15 protein-coding genes are annotated in these 23,220 nt (G+C 60.6%); 14 read left to right on the top strand and 1 reads right to left on the bottom strand.

Annotated features, from left to right (window positions below; translation table 11 throughout):
- Window positions 1–188 precede the first annotated feature (188 nt).
- The 10 genes from chvE to IEI95_RS11410 all read left to right on the top strand — a co-directional run bounded on the left by chvE (window position 189) and on the right by IEI95_RS11410 (window position 11,977).
- On the top strand, window positions 189–1,202 hold the full coding sequence (gene chvE, locus IEI95_RS11455; RefSeq protein ID WP_156536035.1) for a multiple monosaccharide ABC transporter substrate-binding protein: 1,014 nt from the start codon (window positions 189–191) through the stop codon (window positions 1,200–1,202).
- Window positions 1,203–1,327: 125 nt separating this feature from the next.
- Window positions 1,328–2,863, top strand: a complete 1,536-nt coding sequence (gene mmsA, locus IEI95_RS11450) for a multiple monosaccharide ABC transporter ATP-binding protein (RefSeq protein WP_041697112.1) — start codon at window positions 1,328–1,330, stop codon at window positions 2,861–2,863.
- The gene (gene mmsB, locus IEI95_RS11445) at window positions 2,863–4,062 is read left to right on the top strand and encodes a multiple monosaccharide ABC transporter permease (RefSeq protein ID WP_015917232.1); all 1,200 of its coding nucleotides are present in this window, start codon (window positions 2,863–2,865) and stop codon (window positions 4,060–4,062) included. Before mmsA ends, mmsB begins: the two co-directional genes overlap by 1 nt.
- A gap of 177 nt (window positions 4,063–4,239) precedes the next feature.
- Window positions 4,240–5,205: an AraD1 family protein gene (araD1, locus tag IEI95_RS11440; protein WP_070166930.1), complete on the top strand. Its 966-nt coding sequence runs from the start codon at window positions 4,240–4,242 to the stop codon at window positions 5,203–5,205.
- 192 nt (window positions 5,206–5,397) lie between these two features.
- A complete protein-coding gene (gene araD / locus IEI95_RS11435; protein ID WP_156536006.1) occupies window positions 5,398–7,143 on the top strand; it encodes an L-arabinonate dehydratase in 1,746 nt (581 codons plus the stop codon).
- Between the two features lie 73 nt (window positions 7,144–7,216).
- Window positions 7,217–8,164, top strand: a complete 948-nt coding sequence (locus tag IEI95_RS11430; protein ID WP_156537131.1) for a Gfo/Idh/MocA family protein — start codon at window positions 7,217–7,219, stop codon at window positions 8,162–8,164.
- Between the two features lie 184 nt (window positions 8,165–8,348).
- A complete protein-coding gene (locus tag IEI95_RS11425; protein WP_156536004.1) occupies window positions 8,349–9,863 on the top strand; it encodes an aldehyde dehydrogenase (NADP(+)) in 1,515 nt (504 codons plus the stop codon).
- Between the two features lie 15 nt (window positions 9,864–9,878).
- Complete coding sequence (locus IEI95_RS11420; RefSeq protein ID WP_156536003.1) at window positions 9,879–10,820, top strand: 2-dehydro-3-deoxygalactonokinase; 942 nt, start codon at window positions 9,879–9,881, stop codon at window positions 10,818–10,820.
- A gap of 15 nt (window positions 10,821–10,835) precedes the next feature.
- A complete protein-coding gene (locus tag IEI95_RS11415; protein ID WP_156536002.1) occupies window positions 10,836–11,483 on the top strand; it encodes a 2-dehydro-3-deoxy-6-phosphogalactonate aldolase in 648 nt (215 codons plus the stop codon).
- Between the two features lie 131 nt (window positions 11,484–11,614).
- Window positions 11,615–11,977, top strand: coding sequence for a YbaN family protein (locus IEI95_RS11410; protein ID WP_156536001.1), 363 nt, complete (start codon window positions 11,615–11,617; stop codon window positions 11,975–11,977).
- Between the two features lie 122 nt (window positions 11,978–12,099).
- On the opposite strand, the gene IEI95_RS11405 is transcribed toward IEI95_RS11410, so the two are convergent.
- Window positions 12,100–12,957, bottom strand: coding sequence for a DMT family transporter (locus IEI95_RS11405; RefSeq protein WP_156536034.1), 858 nt, complete (start codon window positions 12,955–12,957; stop codon window positions 12,100–12,102).
- Between the two features lie 191 nt (window positions 12,958–13,148).
- Here IEI95_RS11405 and IEI95_RS11400 point away from each other — a divergent pair, with 191 nt between their 5' ends.
- The 4 genes from IEI95_RS11400 (at window position 13,149) to pbpC (ending at window position 22,989) form a co-directional block, all read left to right on the top strand.
- On the top strand, window positions 13,149–13,844 hold the full coding sequence (locus IEI95_RS11400) for a FadR/GntR family transcriptional regulator (RefSeq protein WP_156536000.1): 696 nt from the start codon (window positions 13,149–13,151) through the stop codon (window positions 13,842–13,844).
- Entirely contained in the window at window positions 13,841–15,121 is a 1,281-nt protein-coding gene (locus tag IEI95_RS11395; RefSeq protein ID WP_156535999.1) for a CynX/NimT family MFS transporter, read from the top strand. The genes IEI95_RS11400 and IEI95_RS11395 overlap by 4 nt, the downstream gene beginning before the upstream one ends.
- A gap of 222 nt (window positions 15,122–15,343) precedes the next feature.
- Complete coding sequence (locus IEI95_RS11390; protein WP_194416441.1) at window positions 15,344–20,905, top strand: MG2 domain-containing protein; 5,562 nt, start codon at window positions 15,344–15,346, stop codon at window positions 20,903–20,905.
- Window positions 20,905–22,989: a penicillin-binding protein 1C gene (gene pbpC, locus IEI95_RS11385; RefSeq protein ID WP_420481798.1), complete on the top strand. Its 2,085-nt coding sequence runs from the start codon at window positions 20,905–20,907 to the stop codon at window positions 22,987–22,989. Before IEI95_RS11390 ends, pbpC begins: the two co-directional genes overlap by 1 nt.
- The last annotated feature ends 231 nt before the right edge of the window (window positions 22,990–23,220 follow it).

Genomic DNA, 23,220 nt, shown 5'->3' with positions numbered 1-23,220 from the left:
AGTGCTTATAAAGCCTACCAGATTCTTTGCGGCGAACAGAAGGAGCTGGGGCCGCTTCTGCATGACGTGCCAGACCGGAAACGGATTACGCGCCAGATCATGTAGCGGATTGATATGGAAACCAAGGGAGGTTCCTCGTGAAGACACTCGTAAAACTTTTTGCGTCCATCGCTTTGGGCGCAGCCGTCATGTCGTCGTCTGTATTTGCAGCCGACAAGGGCACGGTTGGCATTGCCATGCCAACAAAGTCTTCGGCCCGCTGGATCGATGACGGCAACAACATCGTCAAGCAGCTCAAGGAAGCCGGTTACACCACCGACCTTCAGTATGCTGACGACGATATCCCGAACCAGCTCTCGCAGATCGAGAACATGGTCACCAAGGGCGCCAAGGTTCTGGTCGTCGCCGCCATCGACGGCACGACACTGTCCGACGTGCTGAAGCAGGCCCATGACGCGGGCATCAAGGTCATTGCCTATGACCGCCTGATCCGCGACAGCGCCAATGTCGATTACTACGCAACCTTCGACAACTTCCAGGTCGGCGTCTTGCAGGCTGGCACGCTGGTTGACGGCCTCGGCCTCAAGGACGGCAAAGGTCCGTTCAACATCGAGTTGTTCGGCGGCTCGCCTGACGACAACAACGCCTTCTTCTTCTACAATGGCGCAATGTCTGTTCTCCAGCCTTACATCGACAGCGGCAAGCTCGTCGTGAAGTCCGGCCAGACCGGCATGGACAAGGTCGGTACGCTGCGTTGGGATGGTGCTGTTGCCCAGGCCCGTATGGATAACCTGCTGTCGGCCTATTACACCGACGCCAAGGTCAATGCCGTTCTGTCTCCTTATGACGGTATCTCCATCGGCATCATTTCCTCGCTGAAGGGCGTTGGCTATGGTTCCAAGGACCAGCCGCTGCCATTCATCTCCGGTCAGGATGCTGAAGTGCCTTCGGTCAAGTCGATCATTGCCGGTGAGCAGTATTCGACGATCTTCAAGGACACCCGCGATCTCGCCAAGGTGACCGTTTCCATGGTCAACGCGCTGATGGAAGGCAAGACGCCTGAAGTCAACGACACCAAGACCTACGACAACGGCGTCAAGGTGGTTCCGGCTTACCTGCTGAAGCCCGTTGCTGTGACCAAGACCAACTACGAAAAGGTCCTGGTTGAAGGCGGCTACTACAAAGCCGACCAGCTGAAGTAACAAAAAGCGGCCGGAACTTTTCAAGCAAAAGTTCCGGCTTCCTTTTTATTGTCGCCCGCCTGCGCATTTCTACTGTGGATTTGACCTATTGTGGATTTGGACGGCTGTGGCTCTGGAACGATATTATGGAAAATACCATCCTCGAAATGCGGAACATCACCAAGACGTTCCCGGGCGTGAAAGCGCTTGAGAATGTGAACCTCAAGGTTCGCCGTGGTGAAATCCATGCATTGGTGGGAGAGAACGGGGCCGGAAAATCCACCCTGATGAAAGTTCTCTCCGGCGTTTACCCCGCAGGAACCTATGATGGCGACATCGTCTATGATGGCGAAGTGCGCAATTTCAAGGTGATCAAGAATAGCGAAGAAATCGGCATCATCATCATCCACCAGGAACTGGCATTGGTTCCGCAGCTGTCGATTGCCGAAAACATCTTCCTCGGCAACGAAATTGCCAGCAATGGCGTCATCAGCTGGGAAGAAACCTTCAGCCGCACCAAGAAGCTCCTCGCCAAGGTTGGCTTGAAGGAGCAGCCATCAACGCTGGTGACGGATATCGGCGTCGGCAAGCAGCAGCTGGCGGAAATCGCCAAGGCTTTGTCAAAAAGCGTCAAGCTTTTGATCCTCGATGAGCCGACCGCCTCGCTTAACGAAACCGACAGCGACGCGCTGTTGAACCTGTTGATGGAGTTCCGCGAACAGGGCATCACCTCAATCATCATCACCCATAAGCTGAACGAAGTGCGCAAGGTGGCCGACCAGATCACTGTGCTGCGCGACGGCATGACGGTCAAGACATTGAACTGTCATGAGGAAGAGGTCAGCGAAGACGTCATCATCCGCAACATGGTCGGCCGCGATCTCGAAGACCGCTACCCTCCCCGCGACGTGCCGATTGGCGAAACCGTTCTTGAGGTTAAAAACTGGAACGCCTTCCACCATCAGCACCGGGATCGTCAGGTTTTGCACGACATCAATGTGTCGGTGAAACGCGGCGAAGTCGTCGGCATTGCCGGGCTGATGGGCGCAGGCCGCACAGAATTCGCCATGAGCGTGTTTGGCAAAGCCTATGGCCACAAGATCAGCGGCGATGTTCTGATCGACGGTAAGCCGGTCGATGTCTCGACCGTGCGCAAGGCCATCGACGCTGGCCTCGCCTATGTCACCGAGGACCGCAAGCATCTCGGCCTGGTTCTGGCCGAAACCATCCTGCACAACACCACGCTTGCCAATCTGCCCGGCGTGTCCAAGGCCACCGTCATCAACGATATCAGGGAAATCAAGGTCGCCACCGATTATCGTTCGAAGCTGCGCATCCGTTCGCACGGCATCTACCAGGAAACCGTCAATCTATCGGGCGGCAACCAGCAGAAGGTGGTTTTGTCGAAATGGCTGTTTTCCAACCCGGAAGTGCTCATTCTCGATGAGCCAACCCGTGGTATCGACGTTGGCGCGAAATACGAAATCTACAGCATCATCAACCAGCTTGCAGCCGACGGAAAAGGCGTTCTGATGATTTCATCGGAAATGCCCGAACTGCTTGGCACCTGCGATCGCATCTACGTCATGAATGAAGGACGCATGGTGGCCGAGCTCTCGAAAGAAGAGGCAAGCCAGGAAAGCATCATGCGCGCTATCATGCGCTCAGGGGAGAAGAAATAATGAGTTCCGTCAACCCTTCCACGGAAGAACAGAACGTGGTGTCGGTCGCCTCCTATATTCGCGCCAATATCCGCGAATATGGCATGTTGATCGCGCTCGTCGCCATCATGGTGTTTTTCCAGTTCTACACGGGCGGCATTCTCTTCAAGCCGGTCAACCTGACCAATCTGGTTTTGCAGAATTCCTTCATCATCATCATGGCGCTTGGCATGCTGCTGGTGATCGTCGCCGGACATATCGATCTGTCGGTCGGCTCCATCGTCGGCTTCATCGGCGCCATTGCCGCCATCCTGACCGTGCAATGGGGCCTTGGCTTCCTGCCAACGGTTTTGATCTGTTTGGTGATTGGCGGTGTGATCGGTGCGGCACAAGGCTATTGGGTTGCCTATCACCGCATTCCGTCCTTCATCGTCACGCTGGCTGGCATGCTGGTGTTTCGTGGCCTGACGCTGTTCGTGCTTGGTGGCCGTAACATCGGTCCTTTCCCCAAGGAATTCCAGCTGATCAGCACCGGCTTCCTGCCGGATCTGTTCGACATGGGTGACATCCATTCGACATCGATTATCCTGACCGTGATCGGTGCCGTCGCTCTGTTCGTGCTCGCCTGGCGTCGTCGGCAGGTCAATGTCGCCCACGGCATCGATGTCGAGCCGTTCGGCTTCTTCGTGGCGCAGAACCTGATCGTTTCGGGCGCCGTGCTGCTGCTTGGCTACCTGCTGTCAACCTATCGCGGCATGCCGAACGTTCTGGTCGTCATGCTCGTGCTGATCATGCTCTATTCCTTCGTCACCCGCCGCACCACCATTGGTCGCCGCATCTATGCCATGGGCGGCAATGAAAAGGCCACCAAGCTGTCGGGTATCAATACCGAGCGGCTGAGCTTCCTGACCTTCGTCAATATGGGCGTTCTGGCGGGCCTGGCCGGCATGATCGTTGCGGCGCGCCTCAATTCCGCAACGCCGAAAGCGGGTAGCGGCTTCGAGCTTGACGTCATCGCGGCCTGCTTTATCGGCGGCGCGTCGGCTTCGGGCGGCGTCGGCAAGATTACCGGCGCGGTCATCGGCGCCTTCATCATGGGCGTGATGAACAACGGCATGTCGATCATCGGTCTCGGCATCGACTTCCAGCAGATGGTCAAGGGCCTGGTGCTGCTCGCCGCCGTGTTCTTTGACGTCTATAACAAGAATAAAGCAGCCTGACACTTTTGGGCCGGAAGCACTCACATGTTTTCGGCCCGAACCCCATGACGTGCAGCAATCCCGGGAATAATGTGAAGCGGCGTTCCTGCCGATTGCATGAGAGTAAAACCAGAGACCGTTTCAACGCCTCCGTTGCCATATGAAACGCTCCATGAAATGTTCCAAGGACACTGAACAATGTATCTTTCACAGTTGAAGGCTGGCGGAGTGATCTGCCGGCAGGGTGAAACCGCGCGCCTCGTGCCAGGATTTTCCTCCACCTACGATCTCGCCAAGGCGGCAATTGCAGCCAAGGTGTCCATCGCCGATCTCATCGCCAAACAAGGCGCTGGCGACACCGTCGATCTCACGGCCCTTGCCGCCAGTGGCAAGCTGGATTGCCCGGTGCGTCATCCCGATGCCGCCCATATGTTCCTGACCGGCACCGGCCTGACCCATACCGGTTCGGCATCGGCCCGTGACAGCATGCATGCCGACACGGCAGGCATGAGCGACTCGATGAAAATGTTCCGTATGGGCCTTGAAGGCGGCAAGCCCAAGGCTGGTGAGTGGGGCGTTCAGCCGGAATGGTTCTACAAAGGCACCGGCGTCAATGCCATCGCTCCCGGCGACGGCCTGGAATCGCCCTCCTTTGCGCTTGACGGCGGCGAAGAACCGGAAATTGCGGGATTTTATGTTATCGATAACGATGGCACACCGGTTCGTCTCGGCTTTTCGCTCGCCAACGAGTTTTCCGACCACGTGACCGAAAAGATCAACTATCTCTATCTCGCCCATTCCAAGCTGCGCCCGGCCTCTTTTGGCCCGGAACTGCTGGTCGGCGACCTTCCGGCCAACGTTACCGGCGCATCGAAAATCCTGCGGGATGGCAAGACCGTCTGGGAAAAGCCGTTCCTGTCGGGTGAGGACAACATGTCCCACACCATCGCCAATCTGGAATATCACCATTTCAAATACGGGTTATTCTGCCAGCCGGGCGACCTGCATGTGCACATGTTCGGCACAGCGACGCTGTCCTTTGCCGATGGCTTCAAGACTGTTCCCGGCGACGTGTTCGAAGTCAGCGCCAGCCAGTTCGGCCTGCCGCTGCAAAACCCGCTGGTGGTGGCGGCGGAAACGCCCTTTGCCGTCAAGACGCTTTGATTCCGGTCTATCCGGCATCGGCATTGCCTGAATGAATCAAACAGCGGTGCTCTAGAGTTTGTCAGGGAAAAGTGGAAACCGGTTTTCCCGAAAAGACAAACGAAAACAAGAGAAGCTAGAGTCTGTCTGGTTCAATCTGAACCTGACAGACTCTAGCCGCGAAAACTGAACGAAACACGGGATAGAAACGCCATGAGTGGTTTTACACCAAAAGCTTGGCCTCGCAAACTGAGGTCGCAGGAATGGTACGGCGGCAACTCACGCGATACGATTTACCATCGCGGCTGGATGAAGAACCAGGGTTATCCGCATGACCTGTTCGATGGCCGCCCGGTCATCGGCATTCTCAACACCTGGTCGGACCTCACCCCTTGCAACGGCCATCTGCGTGAACTGGCCGAAAAGGTAAAGGCTGGCATCTGGGAAGCCGGTGGTTTTCCGGTCGAAGTGCCGGTGTTCTCCGCATCCGAAAACACCTTCCGCCCAACCGCGATGATGTATCGCAACTTGGCGGCGCTCGCCGTCGAGGAAGCCATGCGCGGCCAGCCGATCGATGGCGCCGTGTTGCTGGTCGGCTGCGACAAGACCACGCCGTCGCTGGTGATGGCCGCCGCCTCCACCGACATTCCCTCCATCGTCGTCACTGGCGGGCCGATGCTGAACGGCTATTTCCGTGGCGAGCGCGTCGGCTCCGGCACGCATCTGTGGAAATTCTCGGAAGCCGTCAAGGCAGGCGAGATGACCCAGGAAGAATTCATGGAGGCCGAAGCCTCGATGTCACGCTCCAGCGGCACCTGCAACACCATGGGAACAGCCTCGACCATGGCCTCGATGGTGGAATCGCTCGGCATGGCCTTGTCGGGCAATGCCGCCATTCCCGCCGTTGACAGCCGCCGCCGGGTGATGGCGCAGCTTTCGGGCCGCCGGATCGTGCAAATGGTCAAGGACGACCTGAAACCATCCGACATCATGACCAAGGAAGCCTTTGAAAACGCCATCCGCATCAATGGTGCCATCGGCGGTTCCACCAATGCGGTCGTGCATCTTCTGGCCATGGCCGGTCGCTGTGGCATCGACCTGACGCTGGATGACTGGGACCGCTGTGGCCGCGATATCCCGACCATCGTCAACCTGATGCCATCGGGCGAGTATCTGATGGAAGAGTTCTTCTATGCCGGTGGTCTGCCCGTGGTCATCAAGATGCTGGCGGAAGCCGGCAAGCTGCATAAGGACGCGCTGACCGTTTCCGGCGAGACGCTGTGGGACGAAGTCAAGGATGTCCGCAACTGGAACGAGGATGTTATCCGTCCGTTCGACAAGGCGCTGACCCAGCAGGGCGGCATCGCCGTGCTGCGTGGCAATCTCGCCCCGAAGGGCTGCGTGCTGAAGCCGTCGGCCGCCTCCGAGCACCTGATGAAACATCGCGGCCGCGCCGTGGTGTTCGAAGACATCGACGACTACAAGGCCAAGATCAATGACGAGAACCTCGACATTGACGAAACCTGCGTGATGGTGATGAAGAACTGTGGCCCGCGCGGCTATCCGGGCATGGCCGAGGTCGGCAATATGGGCCTGCCGCCCAAGGTGCTGCGCAAGGGCATTACCGACATGGTGCGCATTTCCGATGCCCGCATGTCCGGCACCGCCTACGGCACCGTGCTGCTGCACACCTCGCCGGAAGCCGCCCGTGGCGGACCGCTCGCCATCGTCAAGAATGGCGATTTCATCGAGATCGATGTCGAGGCACGCCGGGTGCATCTGGATATTTCCGACGAGGAAATGCAGCGCCGCCTGGCCGATTGGCGTCCGAATGTTGAGCCGCCAGCCAGCGGCTATGCGCGGCTGTTCCACGATCACGTGGAAGGGGCCGATACTGGCGCCGACTTCGACTTCCTCAAGGGTTGCCGTGGTGCCGCCGTTGGCAAGGACGCGCATTGATCCATCTCTCTCCCGTCAAGCGCGCCCCAAAGGCGCGCTTGACACCATTCAATGACGAGACAGGGAACAGGTCATGACCTCTTCTGAAAACACCGGAACCAGGATTGCCCTGGCGCTGGCCGGCGTCGGCAAGATTGCCCGCGACCAGCATATTCCGTCCTGCGAAAACGGCAGTGACTTCGTGATCGCCGCCGCCATCAGCCGCAATGGCAAGATCGACAGCGCCGAGAATTTCGAAAATTTCGACGTGTTTCTGGAGACCCGCCAGGATATCCGCGCCATTGCCCTCTGCACGCCGCCCGACGTCCGTTTTGCCATGGCCAAGAAGGCGATTGCCAGCGGCCTCGACGTGCTGATGGAAAAACCGCCTGCGGCAACCATCGGCGAAGCCCAGGCGCTGGCCGAATTGGCGCGTGAGGCGGGTGTCACCCTGTTTGCCACCTGGCATTCCCGCTTTGCCAATGGCGTCGAGCCAGCCCGCCAATGGCTCTTGGACAAGACCATAACCCGGATCGAGATCACCTGGAAGGAAGATGTCCGCCGCTGGCATCCGGGACAGGCCTGGATTTGGGAGGCTGGCGGCTTCGGCGTGTTCGATCCGGGCATCAACGCGCTGTCGATCCTGACCGCGATCATTCCCGGCCAAACCATCGTTGAAAAATCCGCCTTGTCCTTCCCCGCCAATCGCCAGCAGCCGATTGCCGCCAGCCTTGCGATGCGCAGTGCAGCCGGTGCGCCGATCAAGGCCGAGTTCGACTGGCGCCAGGAAGGCCCGCAGACCTGGGATATCGTCGTCGAGACGGATCAAGGCACGCTGAGGCTCGCAAAAGGCGGCGCGGAACTCTATATAAATGAGACATTGACCGTGGAAGGCCCCGACCGGGAATATGCCCGGATCTACACGCGTTTTGCCGAACTGGTGCGCAGCCGCGAAAGCGACGTCGATTTCCAGCCGCTACGGCTGGTTGCAGATGCATTCCTGACGGCGGAGCGTCATGAAGTGGAAGCCTTCATCGAGTAAGACGCACTTTATGGGACGGGATCGACGTCAGTCGGTCCTGCCCCGCAAGCCGAATGCACAAGCCGAATACAAAAGCCAAACGGATGCGACGAACGACCAACGCGGGCGCATCCAGGGCAAATAGCAGCGCGGTCGGCTGATCGCCGATCTGCCTGCGGAACGAGATTTTTGAAAGGACTGCTCCATGACGCTGAACCTCACCGGAAAACACCTGATTGCCGGCGAATGGGTCGAAGGTACGGGAACCTTCACCTCCAGCCCCGCTTCGGGCGAGAGCCATACATTCTTCCTGGGCTCCGCCGCTCTGGTCGACCGCGCCATGAAAGCCGCCGAACAGGCCTTTGCGAGCTATGGCTATTCCTCCCGTGAAGAGCGTGCCAAGTTTCTGGAAGCCATCGCCGAGGAAATCGATGCGCGCGGCGATGAAATCACCAAGATCGGCACCCAGGAAACCGGCCTGCCGGAAGCCCGCCTCATCGGCGAACGTGGCCGCACCACCGGCCAGCTGCGGTTGTTTGCCGACCATATCCGAAAGGGCGATTATCTCGACCGCCGCTACGATGCGGCCCTGCCGGAACGCCAGCCCCTGCCCCGCCCCGACATTCGCCTGATGCAGCGGCCCATCGGCCCGGTCGGCGTGTTCGGCGCGTCGAACTTTCCGCTGGCCTTCTCCACCGCGGGCGGCGACACCGCCTCGGCACTGGCTGCCGGTTGCCCCGTTGTCGTCAAGGGTCATGAAGCTCATCCGGGTACTGCGGAAATCGTCGCCCAGGCGATCCACGCCGCCATCAAGAGCACCGGTGTTCATCCCGGCACCTTCTCGCTGGTCCAGGGCGGCAACCGCGAAACCGGCGAAGCCATCTGCCTGCATCCGTTGACCCGCGCCGTCGGTTTTACCGGTTCGCTGCGCGGTGGCCGCGCGCTGTTTGATCTCTGCGTGCGCCGTGATGAGCCGATTCCATTCTTCGGCGAATTGGGATCGGTCAATCCGATGTTCCTGCTGCCTGCCGCCGTCTCGGCCCGTGGCGAGGCGATTGCCAAGGGTTGGGCGGGTTCGCTCACCATGGGGGCTGGCCAGTTCTGCACCAATCCCGGCATCGCCATCATCAAGGAAGGCGCTGAAGCCGATGCCTTCCTGGAAAACGCCAAGACCGCACTCGCCGCCGCCAATGCCCAGACCATGCTGACCGATGGCATTGCCAACGCCTACCGCGAAGGTGCCAAGCGCATCGAGGAAACCTCGGGCGTCCAGTCCGTGCTGACCTCCACCTGCGACCTGCGCAATGCCAAGCCCTATCTGTTTGCCACAACAGGTGAAAACTGGCTGGCAAACCATGTGCTGAGCGAAGAAGTCTTCGGTCCGCTCGGCGTGTTCGTCACCGTCAAGGACGAAGATGAAATGGTTGGTATTGCCGAAAGCCTGGTCGGCCAGCTGACCACGACGCTGCAAATGGACGATGCCGATGCACCGATCGCCCGTCAATTGCTGCCAATCCTGGAGCGCAAGTCCGGCCGTGTGCTGGCCAACGGTTTCCCGACCGGTGTCGAGGTTTGCGATGCCATGGTGCATGGCGGGCCTTATCCGGCCACCACCAATTTCGGCGCAACCTCTGTTGGCACGATGGCGATCCGCCGCTTCCTGCGTCCGGTCAGCTATCAGAACATTCCGGTCGCCCTGCTGCCGGAAGACCTGCAATAAGCGCGGTTGACCAGCATGGCTGACAAAACCGAAACACTGGCAGATCCAGGCCAGCCCTTCGTTGGGCTTGCCGATTGGGGCACCAGCAATTTCCGCCTCTGGCTGGTGGATGGCGCGGGCAATGTGCTCGGCGAGCGCCAGTCCGCCGATGGCATGTCGGCCTGCGCGGCGGACAACCGGTTTGCCGCCGTGTTGGAAGAACATCTGGAGGCGTTGTCAGCGCCTCTGGATCTGCCGGTGGTGATCGCTGGCATGGCGGGCGCTCGCGCTGGTTGGCTGGAAGCGCCCTATGTCGAAACCCCCGCTTCGCTGTCCGGTCTTCATCACCATAGCGTCAGCCCGAAAGCATCGCGCCCGGTTTATATCCTGCCTGGCCTCTGCCAGATCAACACCGGCCCTTTCGATGTGATGCGTGGCGAAGAAACCCAGCTCGCTGGGGTTGTGGCGGGCGGCATGGCTTCGGGCGTGATCTGCATGCCCGGCACCCATTGCAAATGGGTGGATCTGGAAAACGGCGTGGTGCAGAGATTTCGCACCGTCATGACCGGCGAATTGTTTGACCTGATTGCCAAACAATCGATCCTGCGCCTATCGATCCAGCAAGCCCCGGCAGAAACCGACCAGACCGTGTTTGCCGATGCTGTCAGCGAAGCGCTGGGCGAAAATTTCACCCTGACCACCAGCCTGTTTTCGATCCGTGCCGCCGGTCTGCTTTCATCGCCTGGAGCCAACGAGGCGGCCAGCCGGCTCTCCGGCCTGCTGATCGGCGCGGAAATCGCTGGCATGCGCGAATGGGTCCGTTCCGGCAAGACCGTGCATATTGTCGGCTCGAAAGCGCTCTCGGCGCTCTATGCCAAGGCGATCACCCTGGCGGACGGCAAGGCCAGCATTCTTGACGGCAGCGCTCTGGTGCGCGACGGTCTGTTTGCCGCCGCCAAGGCCATTCTTCAAAACTGACGTTAGGACCAGATCATGACCACCACCCATACACCATGGCCGCAGTTGAAGCGCGAACTGGTCGCCATCCTGCGCGGCATCGGTCCTGAGGACATCGAAAGTGTTGTCGATGTGCTTCTCGAACAGGGCTTCGAGGCCATCGAAGTGCCGCTGAATTCGCCCGACCCATTCATTTCCATCGAAAAAGCCCGCAAACGTGCGCCTGATGGTGTGCTGATCGGCGCGGGAACCGTACTGGATGCCGGTTCTGTCGAGCAATTGCACAGTGTTGGCGGCAACCTTCTGGTGACACCGAACACCGACCCGGCAGTCATTGGCCAAGCCGCCCGGCTGGGCATGGTGTCGATGCCCGGCGCCTTCACCCCGACGGAAGCGCTGGCCGCCATCAAGGCAGGCGCCTCGGCGATCAAATTCTTCCCCGCCAGCGTGCTGGGACCAAGCGGCATCAATGCCATCAAGGCCATTCTGCCAGCCAATTTCCCAATCGGTGCCGTCGGCGGCGTTGGCGAAAACAATTTCGGCGACTATCTGAAGGCGGGCGTCCGCGCCTTCGGCATCGGCACCAGCCTCTACAAGCCCGGCGACAAGGCCGATGTGGTCAAGGAGCGCGCCGCAACGCTGGTTGCTGCCTATGATGCCGCCGTTGCTGCCCATAAGGGATAGAGTTTCATCGCCTGTCTGCCAGCGTTGACGTCATCATGCGCTGGCAGATAGAGAGATCGATCTATCCGCCCATGGAGTACATACCCAAAAAATCCTGTATCATGGATAGGATCTGGTTTGAGGGAATACACATGCGGCTGATATTGCTGGGCTTGGGCTGGTTTTTCGTCGGGCTGGGCATTGTCGGTATTTTCCTGCCGGTGCTACCAACCACACCGTTCATTATCCTTGCCGCCGCCCTGTTTGCCCGCTCCTCGCCGCGCTTTGAGCAATGGTTGCTTGACCATCCCCGTTTTGGCCAGCCGCTGCTGGACTGGCGCCGCCAAGGCGCGATCTCGCGGCGCGCCAAGGTAGCCGCCGTTGTGGCGATGGGGCTGAGCTTTGCCGTGATGTGGTTCTTCTCGTCGGCACCGCTTTACGTGCGCGTTGGCACCGGGATTATTCTTCTCTGCTCGGCGGCTTTCGTCGTCAGCCGGCCAGAGCCGAAACAATAATCTCTTAGAGCGTTTCTGCTCTTAGAGTCTGTCAAGTTCAGATTGAACCAGACAGACACTAGATTCTCTTGTTTTCGTTTGTCTTTTCGGGAAAACCGGTTTCCACTTTTCCTGGAAATGCTCTATTCCGGCACCGCCGGCAGCACGCAGTCAGTCTTGTTCAGATGCCGCTCGCGGAAGAAGATGAACAGGCCGGAGCCGATAATCAGCGCTGCGCCAATCACCATGCCGGTGCGCGGCACATCGCCAAAGAACAGCCAGCCGAACAGCACAGCCCACAGCAACAGCGTATATTGCAAGGGTGCCACCGCTGCGGCATCGGATATTTTCAGCGCCCGGTTGACCAACATATGCGCCGCCATGGCGACGATGCCAAGCAGACCCAGCATGACGATATCGGTGGCGGAACCGATCTCGACCCAGTCGAAAGGTGCGAAAAACAGGCCGCCGACCAGCGCCGCCGTCACCTGGAACAGCACCAGTAACTTATCCGGCGTAGCGCGCAGCGAACGGCCGGACAGCATCATGAAGGCAAAGGCCGCGCTGCCGATAATGGAAATCAGCGCCGGTGCCGAAAACATTGCCCGTGACGGTTCCAGCGTGATGATCACACCGATAAAGCCGACCACGATGGCGGTGATGCGCCGCCAGCCAAGCTTTTCGCCCAGCAGAAAGGGCGCACAGGCCGCTACGTAGATCGGCGCGGCCAGCCAATAGGTCATCACATCGGCCAGCGGCAGATAGCTGACCGCATAGTAGAAGCCGATGATTTCCACCGTCGAGCACGTCACCCGCGCCAGCTGCATCCAGGGCCGTTCAACGCTGAGGATCGGCGCAAGCCCACCGCGCACCAGAAACGGCAAAAGCAGGAGCAAAGCCGCCAGGCTGCGCAGCACCACGACCTGACCTAGCCCATAATGGGCGACCAGCGCCTTGGCCATAGCATCGTTCAGCGCAAACATCAGCATCCCCGCCAGCATGATGGCCGGACCGGTGGCACGAGATGTCTGAAAATTGGCAAGGAGCGAACGGATCACGACTGTAGGCCTTGATAAAGAATGAGCGAATTAGCCGTCCCTATCATGCGCGGAGCGAACCGCCCATATAGATCCGCTGAAATAAGTGCATCTGACAATTGATAAAGTCATCGGATGACTTTATCAATTGTCAGATGAGACCCGTGCAAAAAACCAATCTGGCCGATGGGGCCGCCGAACGCATTCGAACCGCCCTTGGCCGTGGGACGTGGCGGGTCGGCGAAAAATTGCCGAACGAGCAAGGCCTGTCTGAAGCGCTGCATGTCAGCCGCGGCACGATCCGCGAAGCCGTGCGCGTGCTGGTGGCGCAAGGCCTGCTGGAAACCCGCCAAGGCTCCGGCACCTATGTCGTAAAGGATCGCATCACCCCCGAACCGCTGGATCTTGCCCGCCGCACCAGCCTGCGCGACCGGCTGGAGGCCCGGCTGGCGCTGGATGTCGAGGGGGCAAGGCTGGCCGCCATCAGGGCGAGACCCGCCACCATCAGGCGATTACATGCGCTGCTGGACCAGCGCGGCCATTCCGGCGCCGATCCTGACCGTAACGCTTTTATCGCTCGCGATCTGGCCTTTCACCGGGCGGTGATCGCCGCATCGGAAAACGCCGCCATGCTGGAGCTTTACGAGTTTTTCACCCGCTCGATTACCCAGACCATCGAGGCAACCACCGGCGGCCTGCTGCCGGAACCGGACCTTGACGCCCACCGCGCCATTGTCGATGCCATTGCCAGCGGCGATCCAGGCCAAGCAGACAGTGCGGTGCGCGCCTTCATGCAGCCGGTGCTTATCTTTCTCGATGACATTGCCTCCTCTGAAAGCCTTAACCGATGACGAATGCCCATCCCAAGCTTGATCTTGGCGACGAATTGCTGATCGATGCGCAGGCCGAAGACGCCCCTCTCCCTCCGCAGGCATCAGGCCGGTCGCCTCTGTCGCGCATCGTTCTGGGCATCAGCCTCGTGTTGATTGCCTTCAACCTGCGCCCGTTGTTTTCCAGCGCCTCGACGCTGCTGCCGGAAATACGCGATCAATTGGGTCTCTCCGTGCTGGGTGCCAGCCTGCTCACCACCTTGCCGGTGGTTTGCCTTGGGGTCTTCTCACCCCTGGCACCCAGACTTGGCGACCGCTACGGCGCGGAAAAAACCCTGTTGGCCGTCATGGCGTTTCTTGCCATCGGCACCGCCCTGCGCGGCTTTTCCAGCCTTCCCGCCTTGTTTTTCGGCACAGCGCTTGCCGGTGCCTGCATTGCGGTCGGGAATGTGCTGCTCCCGGGATTGGTGAAACGTGATTTCCCTGATCGGGCCGCGTTGATGACCGGCTTTTACACCATGGCGCTCTGTGGTGGCGCGGCGGCGGCTGCCGGGCTAACCCTGCCGATCGAGGCGGCCAGTGGCGGCTCGCTGGCTATCGGCCTAGCAGCCTGGGCGCTTCCGGCTGCCGTGGTTTTCCTGCTGTTTCTGCCGCAGGCCTTTTCCGCCCATGCTGCAAGGCCAGGGTTCAAGGCCGAGGTGAAGGGCCTGTGGCGCGACCGGCTGGCCTGGAACGTAACACTTTATACCGGGTTACAATCGGCGCTGGCCTATTGTGTGTTCGGTTGGCTGGTGCCGATCCTGCGGGAACGCGGGTTGGATGGGGTAACGGCAGGCGCGGTCGTCTCGGTCTCGGTCATGGTGCAGGCGGCGGCCTGTATTGTTGCGCCGCAGCTTGCCGTTCGGGGCGAGAACCAAAGCCTCGTCAACGCCGCTGTTGCCATTCTCGCGGTCATCGCGCTGATCGGCCTGTTATTTGCACCGCTTTCCACCCTGTGGATCTGGGCCGTTCTGCAGGGCATCGGTCAGGGCGGCCTGATCGCGCTTGCCATGACCGCCATCGTGCTGCGCTCCGGCAGCCCGCAGATTGCCTCCCATCTATCGGGCATGGCGCAATGCGTCGGCTATTGCCTGGCCGCCATTGGCCCGCTGCTCGTTGGGCTGATCCGTGGTGCCACGGGCAGTTTCGCCTGGGCCGCCCTGCTGTTTGTCGCGCTCGGCCTTGGCGCAGCCTGGAATGGCTGGCGGGCAGGCCGCGATCTGCGGGTCGATGTGGTGATCGACGAAAAACCTCATTGACACCAAATGGTTAAATCGGAAGAGTAAAAAGAGCCGCCATGGAAAATGGCAGGTCGCATTCCATGCGCGACACCCTCAAGCCTTGGACAGCTGTAGGGCCGTCGCAATGATGTCAAAGCGAGAATGTTTGAGCATTTCCGAGCCTTGGGATAAGGGAATGCATGAGAAGTGGGCGGCTCGTCGCGACGCGCCGGTTGATTGACGTAAAGAGGGGCAATTGTCATGGGTCTGCAACGGATTTTAGCCGGGACGGCGCTCGCCCTCCTGAGCTTCATGCTGCCAGCCTCCCTACAAACAGCGATGGCTGCCGAAGCCAACCGCAGCATCGCCCTGACCCAGGATGGCGATTACAGCGGTTTTGACCTGCGCACCGCGCAAAACGTCACTCTGGACCAATGCCAGGCAAGCTGTATCGACGACAAATCCTGCCGCGCCTTCACCTATAATATCAAGGCCCGCTGGTGCTTTCTGAAATCGGATTTCAACCAGGTCAGCCCCTTTGCAGGCGCCGTTGCCGGTAAGATTGTCACCAGTGCCACCGAGCCGGATATCGGCGCGCCTGCAAAGCTCGGCTTCATCTCCGATGGTCTGCGCACACAAGCCAACGCGTTCAAGGCGCGGCTGGCACAGACGGCGGAACAGCCTGAACTGGGCCTTAACGGGTTGATCGGTCGCGCCCATGCCAGCCTGACGGCGGGCAAGGGCACGGACGCCCTGGCCGGGTTTCTGGCCGCCGCCCAGCTTTCCCCTGAAGATGCCAGTCTGTGGATCAGCGCCGCCCGTGCCGCCAACACCATCAAGGATGATCGCGCAACTGCCAATCAGGGGCTTTACGCTGCCCTTCTCGGCTATGACCTGACCCGCAGCGCCAAGGAGCGAGCCGATGCACTGGCTGTGCTGGCCAAAGCGCTGGAGAAAAACGAGAATTTTCGCGCTGCACTGAACGCCTATAAGGCGAGCCTTGAGCTTATCGCCGATAAATCCGTTCGCGCCGCCTATCTGGCGCTGAAAGCCACCAAGGGTTTTCGCATCACCGGCAATAGCGTCGATGCCGATGCCGCCAGCCCTCGCGCCTGCGTGCAATTTTCCGACCCGTTGATCAATCGCGGCACCGACTATACCGCCTTCGTCACCGTCAATGGCAAGCCGCCAAAGGTGCTGGAAGCCAAGGACAGCCAGCTTTGCGTCGAGGGGCTGGACTATGGCCAGCGCTATACGATTGGACTGCGGGAAGGCCTACCCTCCTCCGTCGATGAGCCGCTGGCGGCAAAGACCGATATCGATGTCTATATCCGCGACCGTAGCCCGACCGTGCGCTTTACCGGCGACCATTTCGTACTGCCGTCTGCGGCACGGCGCGGCATTCCGCTGGTCTCTGTCAACACCGACAAGGCCAATCTGAAGCTGTACCGGATCGGCGAACGTGCGATTGCGCCGCTGATGAGCAATTCGCAATTTCTCTCGCAGCTCAGCGGTTACGGTGCCGACCGGATCGAAAAGGACAATGGCGAACTGGTCTGGCAAGGCTCAATCGACATTGAAAGCAGCCTGAACCGTGAAGTCACCACCAGTTTTCCGGTGGACGAGGCTCTGCCGGAACGCAAGCCGGGCATCTATGTGCTGACGGCATCCCCCAATGCCGGTAAAAGTGACGAATGGGAAGACCGCGCCACGCAATGGTTCCTGGTGTCCGATATCGGCCTTTCCACCTTTGCCGGTACTGACGGGTTAAATGTGTTTGCCCGCTCGCTGAACTCCGCCAAGCCAATCGCCGGTGTCGAGCTGAAATTGCTGGCCCGCAACAACGAAATCCTCGGCACTGCCACCACCGATGATCAGGGCCGAGCCACCTTTTCGGCTGGCCTGATGCGCTCCGGTGCAGCGCTAGCCCCTGCCGTTTTGACCGGCGAGCAGCCGGGCAAGGATTTCGTGTTCCTCGACATGACCAAGGCCGGTTTCGACCTGTCGGACCGGGGCGTTACCGGGCGCACCGCGCCGGGCGCCATCGATATTTTCGCCTGGACGGAACGCGGCATCTACCGCCCCGGCGACACGGTGCATGTGAGCGCCCTTGCCCGCGACATCGGCGCGGAAGCCATCGACGGCCTGCCGCTGACCTTTATTTTCACACGGCCAGACGGCGTGGAATATCGCCGCATGGTCAGTACCGGTGCCGGTCTTGGCGGTCATGTTGTGGATCTGGCGCTGGATACCTCGGTGATGCGCGGCACCTGGACGCTGGGCATTCATGTCGATCCGAAAAAACCGGCCATTACCGAAAAGACCTTTCTCGTCGATGATTTCCTGCCCGACCGGATCGAGTTCGACCTGAAACCGGCAGCAGAGGTGCTGAAACCCGGCATGCCGCTGTCGGTTGGTGTCGATGGACGCTATCTCTACGGCGCACCGGCTGCTGGCCTTTCGCTGGAAGGCGACATGGTCATCAAGCCGACCCGCAGCCGCGACGATCTGCCCGGCTTCGTCTTCGGCCTTGCCGATGAAGAGGCCGGAGACAATAGCAGCCTGACGCTGGATGCGCTTCAGCCGCTAGACGACAAGGGCCATGGCAGCGTCGATCTTCAGGTTGATGATCTGCCCGCCACCACGCAGCTGTTGCAGGCGCAATTGTCCGTGCGCCTGAAGGAAGGCGGCGGCCGGGCGGTGGAGCGGCAGCTGACCCTGCCGGTTGAGACCGGCCAGCCCGCCATCGGCATCAAGCCGGAGTTTTCCGGCGAGCTTTCTGAAAACAGCACCGGACATTTCCAACTCATCGCGCTCGATGCCGATGGCAAGCCACAGGCGCTTCCGGCTGCAAAGTGGAAATTGCTGCAACTGGAGCGTAACTATCAATGGTATCGCGATGGCAGCGCCTGGCGCTTCGAGCCGATCACCACCACCAAGCTTGCCGCCAGCGGCACGGTCGATATCGGCGCGGAGAAAACCGACCTGCCGATGCCGGTCGGCTGGGGCCGTTACCGGTTGGAAGTCGATGCGCCAACACCGAATGGCGCGGCCTCCAGCATCGAATTCAATGCGGGCTGGTTCGTTGAAGCGGGATCGACCGAAACCCCGGACGCATTGGAAATCGGCCTCGACAAGCCAGTCTACAAGATCGGTGAAACGGCAAAGCTGAAAATATCGTCGCGCTATGCCGGTGAGGTTCTGGTGACGATCGGCTCCGAAACCCTGATCGCGACGCAGACCGCCAGCCTTGCCGCCACCGGCGGTGAAATCGATATTCCCGTCACCGACAATATCGGCGCGGGCACCTATATCACCGCAACCCTTTATCGTCCGGGCGAAAGCCAGGAGACCCGTATGCCGATGCGCGCCATCGGCGTCACCTGGCTCAGTGTCGATCCGGCCAACCGCAAGCTGGCCATCAAGCTGACGCCGCCGCAGCAGATCGAGCCGCGCCGCAAGCTGACCGTACCGATCAGCGTCACCGGTGGCGGCAATGATGCCTATGTGACGGTGGCGGCGGTGGATGTCGGTATTCTCAACCTCACCCGCTTTGAGACGCCTGACCCGGATGGCTGGTATTTCGGCCAGCGGCGTCTGGGCATTGAAATGCGCGATCTCTACGGTCAGTTGATCGACGGGTCGCTTGGCGCGATAGGTAAACTACGCACCGGCGGCGATGGCGGCATGATGGCCTTGCAGGCCAGCCCGCCCAAGGAAAAACTGGTGGCGCTGTTTTCCGGCCCTGTTCATCTCGACCATACCGGCAAGGCGCAGGTGGAGTTTGACATTCCGCAATTCAACGGCACCGTGCGCCTGATGGCCGTCGCCTGGAACCGCACCGGCATCGGCCATGCGCAAACCGATGTGATCGTCCGTGATCCCGTCGTCATCACCGCCTCCCTGCCGCGCTTTCTCGCCCCCGGCGATCAAGCCCGGCTCCAGCTCGATCTGACCGCCACCGATGCGCCGGATGGAGATTATCTGCTATCGCTGAAGGGCAATCCATCGGTGGAAATCGACCCTGCCAAGGCGCAGATCCCGGTGACGCTGAAGGCGGGGGCACGGACCAGCCTGTCGATCGGGTTGAGGGGGCTTACCCCCGGCGATGGCACGGTTTCCGTGGCGCTTACCTCTGTTGGAACGACTTCTACTGGTGAGAATAATGGTGCAGGACCCCCTGCCACAGGCGCAAATACCGGGGAGGCAAAGAACACTGGACTGTCGCTCACCCGGTCGCTGGATCTGCCGGTGCGCCCAGCCGCGTTACCGGTGACGACGCGGCGCGAATTGCCGCTGGCGGCTGGCAAAAGCCTGAGCGTGGACAGCGATCTTCTGGCCGATAGCGTGCTGCAAGGCGCGTCGCTGAGCCTATCGGTGTCGCGTGGTGCCAATTTCGACATTGCCGCCCTGCTGACCAGCCTTGACCGCTACCCCTATGGCTGCGCCGAGCAGACCACCAGCCGGGCGCTGCCGCTGCTCTATCTCAACGATCTCGCCAATGTCGCCGGTCTGCCCGCTGATGCCGATATCAACCGGCGCATTCAGGACGCCATCTACCGGGTGCTGTCCTATCAGGCGGCGCAAGGCAGTTTCGGCCTTTGGGCACCCGGTTCGGAAGACCTGTGGCTGGACGCCTATGTCAGCGATTTCCTGACCCGCGCCCGTGAAAAGGGCTTCGACGTACCCGACAACGCCCTGGTGCAAGCGCTCGATAATCTGGCCAACAAGCTATCCTATGACACCGATGTCGAAGCGCAGGGCAATGAGATAGCCTATGCGCTCTATGTGCTGGCCCGCAATCGCCGCGCCGCGATCAGCGACCTGCGTTATTATGCCGATACGATGCTGGACGGGTTCCCGACGCCACTGTCCAAGGCGCATCTGGCTGCGGCCCTGTCGCTCTATGGCGATCCGGTCAAGGCCGAGGCGATCTTCCGCACCGCAAGCGCTCAATCGCAGCAAGGCTCGATCACGCCGGTCAGTCTGGCGCGGTCGGACTACGGCTCGCAATTGCGCGACGGCGCGGCCATCCTGGCGCTGGCCGCCGAGGCCCGGCCCGTGCCGCCAATCATCCCGGCGCTCAGCAGGTCGGTGATCGAAGACTGGAAGCGCAAATCCTATACCAGCACCCAGGAGGAAAGCTGGATGCTGCTGGCCGCCCGGGCGCTGGACAAAAGCGACGATGGCCTTGCCGTGACCATCAATGGCAGCCTGAAAACCGGCGGCTACCGGGCGAGGATCGAGGGCGAGGAGCTGATGCATCAACCGGTGACGCTGGAAAATAGCGGGGCCGATCCGCTGACGGCAACAGTCACCACGGTGGCCGTGCCGAAATATCCGCTGCCCGCGGCCAGCGAAGGCTTCACCATCGAGCGCAGCTATTACACGCTGTCCGGCGAGAAGGTGAATATCAGCGAGGCGGTGCAGAACCAGCGTTATGTCGTGGTGTTGAAAGTTGCACAAGCTGCAAACGGGGCTGCTATGGGAGAACCGAGCCTGCCAACGCAATTGCTGGTGACAGACCTCCTCCCCGCTGGCCTGGAAATCGACAATCCGGCCCTAGTCGGCAGTGCTGATCTCGCCAATTTCGACTGGCTGGGCGAGACCAAAGCCGCCCATCTGGAATTCCGCGACGACCGGTTTGTCGCCGCCCTCGACAGTGCCAGTCAGGACAGTGGCGACATGGTTCTCGCCTATGTGGTGCGCGCCGTGACACCGGGCGTGTTCGACCTTCCTGCCGCCAGCGTCGAGGATATGTATCGCCCACAGCGCTACGCCCGCACCGCGATGGGACGCATGGAGGTCAAGGCAGAACAGTGATCCGGCGCAGCAAGACATTCGGCTTGGTGCTGCTGACCTGCCTGCTTGTGGGCGGGGTGGTCTGGCATGGGCTGAACCGGCTGGATGCGGCCTTTCCGCCGCCGCTCGATGCGATCAGCCCGAATTCGGCAGAACTTCTGGATGCCGATGGGCAATTGCTGCGGGCCTTTACCACGCAGGAGGGCCGCTGGCGGCTGAAAACCGTGGCCTCCGATGTCGATCCTTTGCTGCTGCGGATGCTGGTCGCCTATGAGGACCGGCGTTTCTATCAGCATTCCGGTGTCGATGGGCTGGCGCTTGGCCGGGCATCCCTTCAGCTCATCCGCCATGGCCGGATCGTGTCAGGTGCGTCAACGCTGTCCATGCAGGTGGCAAGGCTGATCGAACCTCGAAAATCACGCTCCTTTCTGGCCAAGACCCAGCAAGCGCTGCGGGCCATCCAGATCGAACATCGGCTGGACAAGGCCGCCATTCTCGATCTCTATCTGACCCATGCCCCCTATGGCGGCAATCTCGAAGGGGTGCGGGCCGCGTCGCTTGCCTATTTCGGCAAGGAGCCGAAACATCTGACGCCTGCGCAAGCAGCGCTGCTGGTGGCCCTTCCGCAATTGCCGGAACGGCGGCGGCCCGACCGCTTTGCCGATAACGCCCTTGCCGCCCGCGACCGGGTGCTGGCGCGCATGGAAAAAGCCGGAATTGTTTCTGGGCAGGACCGGCAATTGGCAAGCGCCGTGCCGATCCCGAAGACAAGGCTGGAATTGCCGATGCTCGCGGCCCATGTCGGCGATGCCGAGCGACGCAAGCGGCCAGAAAGCCTGACCTATCCGACCACACTCAAAAAAGACGTGCAGGCCGCCCTGGAAACCGTGGCCAGACAGGCCGCCCAGAAACTGCCTCCAAAGGTCTCGGTGGCAATTCTGGCCGCCGACATCCGCACCGGCGAAATCCTTGCCCGGGTCGGCTCCGCCGCCTATCTCGATGCCAGCCGCTCCGGCTGGATCGACATGACGCGCATCAAGCGATCGCCGGGTTCGACGCTGAAGCCGCTGATCTACGGCCTGGCTTTCGAACAAGGTCTGATTGCCCAGGATACGGTGATCGAAGACCGTCCCGCCGATTTCGCCGGCTATCGGCCGAAAAATTTCGACATGCATTATCAGGGCGACGTCACCATCCGCGATGCCCTGCAATTGTCGCTGAACGTGCCAGCGGTCCGCTTGCTGGAAGCGGTCGGACCCTCTCAATTGCTCGCCCGGCTGAAACGAGCCGATATCAGGATCGATCTGCCCCAGGCGGAAACTCCGGGGCTGGCCATCGCGCTGGGCGGCGCCGGTACGACGTTGAAAGATCTCGTCGGGCTTTATACCGCCCTTGCCCGGCAAGGTAGCGCCATCCGGCTGCGCGACTGCGCTATCCCCAGTGGCGCTCATGTTCAGCCCGGACGCCTGCTGGAACCGGTAGCGGCCTGGAACGTCACCGATATCCTCTCTGGTGTCGCCCCGCCGCTTGGCGCGCTGACCGGTCGGATCGCCTATAAAACCGGCACCAGCTATGGCTACCGCGATGGCTGGTCGATCGGTTATGATGGCCGCACGGTGATTGGGGTTTGGATTGGCAGGGCGGATAACAGTGCCATTCCCGGTCTGACCGGTTATGGCACCGCAGCCCCTGTATTGTTTGAGGCTTTTGCCCGGTCCAAACTGCCGCAAGCCCCCCTGCCCCCGCCGCCGGAGGGCGCCTTGCGGATCGCCAAAAGCGATCTCACACCCGGCCTCAGGCGCTTTTCACGCGACGCCAGCGGCTTGATCGCCCTCAATGCCCGCGAAAAACCGCCGATGATCGTCTATCCGCCGGAAGGCGCCCATGTGGAACTTGGCCGGACCGCCGATGGCGCGCAGCTCCCGCTGGTGCTGAAACTTCAGGCGGGCCGCGCGCCCTTCCGCTGGCTGGCCAATGGACAGGCCTTGCCGGATCTCGCTCGTACTCGCACCACCCGCTGGACACCCGATGGCAATGGTTACTCCACACTAACGGTGATCGATGCGAGCGGGCGTAGTGCCAGCGTTGGCATTTTCCTTCAATAACATTGATTTACACTTATATATTACAAGCTCATATACCCTCGATAAAAAGGGGGAAATGGCAAATTTAAGTCGATCTTAACAAACACCTCCTAATGTCGTTGATTGACGATGATGTCGGTTGACCGCCAGCGCCTGCACAATGACTGTGAGAGGTCTGACACGCTTCTGGACAGCGATGGCAGAGACTTGCCGCTCAAGACATGTCGTCCTTATCCGGAAATCGCTTTGCAT

Source organism: Agrobacterium vitis, from assembly GCF_014926405.1.
GTDB classification, from domain to species: domain Bacteria; phylum Pseudomonadota; class Alphaproteobacteria; order Rhizobiales; family Rhizobiaceae; genus Allorhizobium; species Allorhizobium vitis_H.
This window is presented reverse-complemented; position numbering and strand designations above follow the sequence as displayed.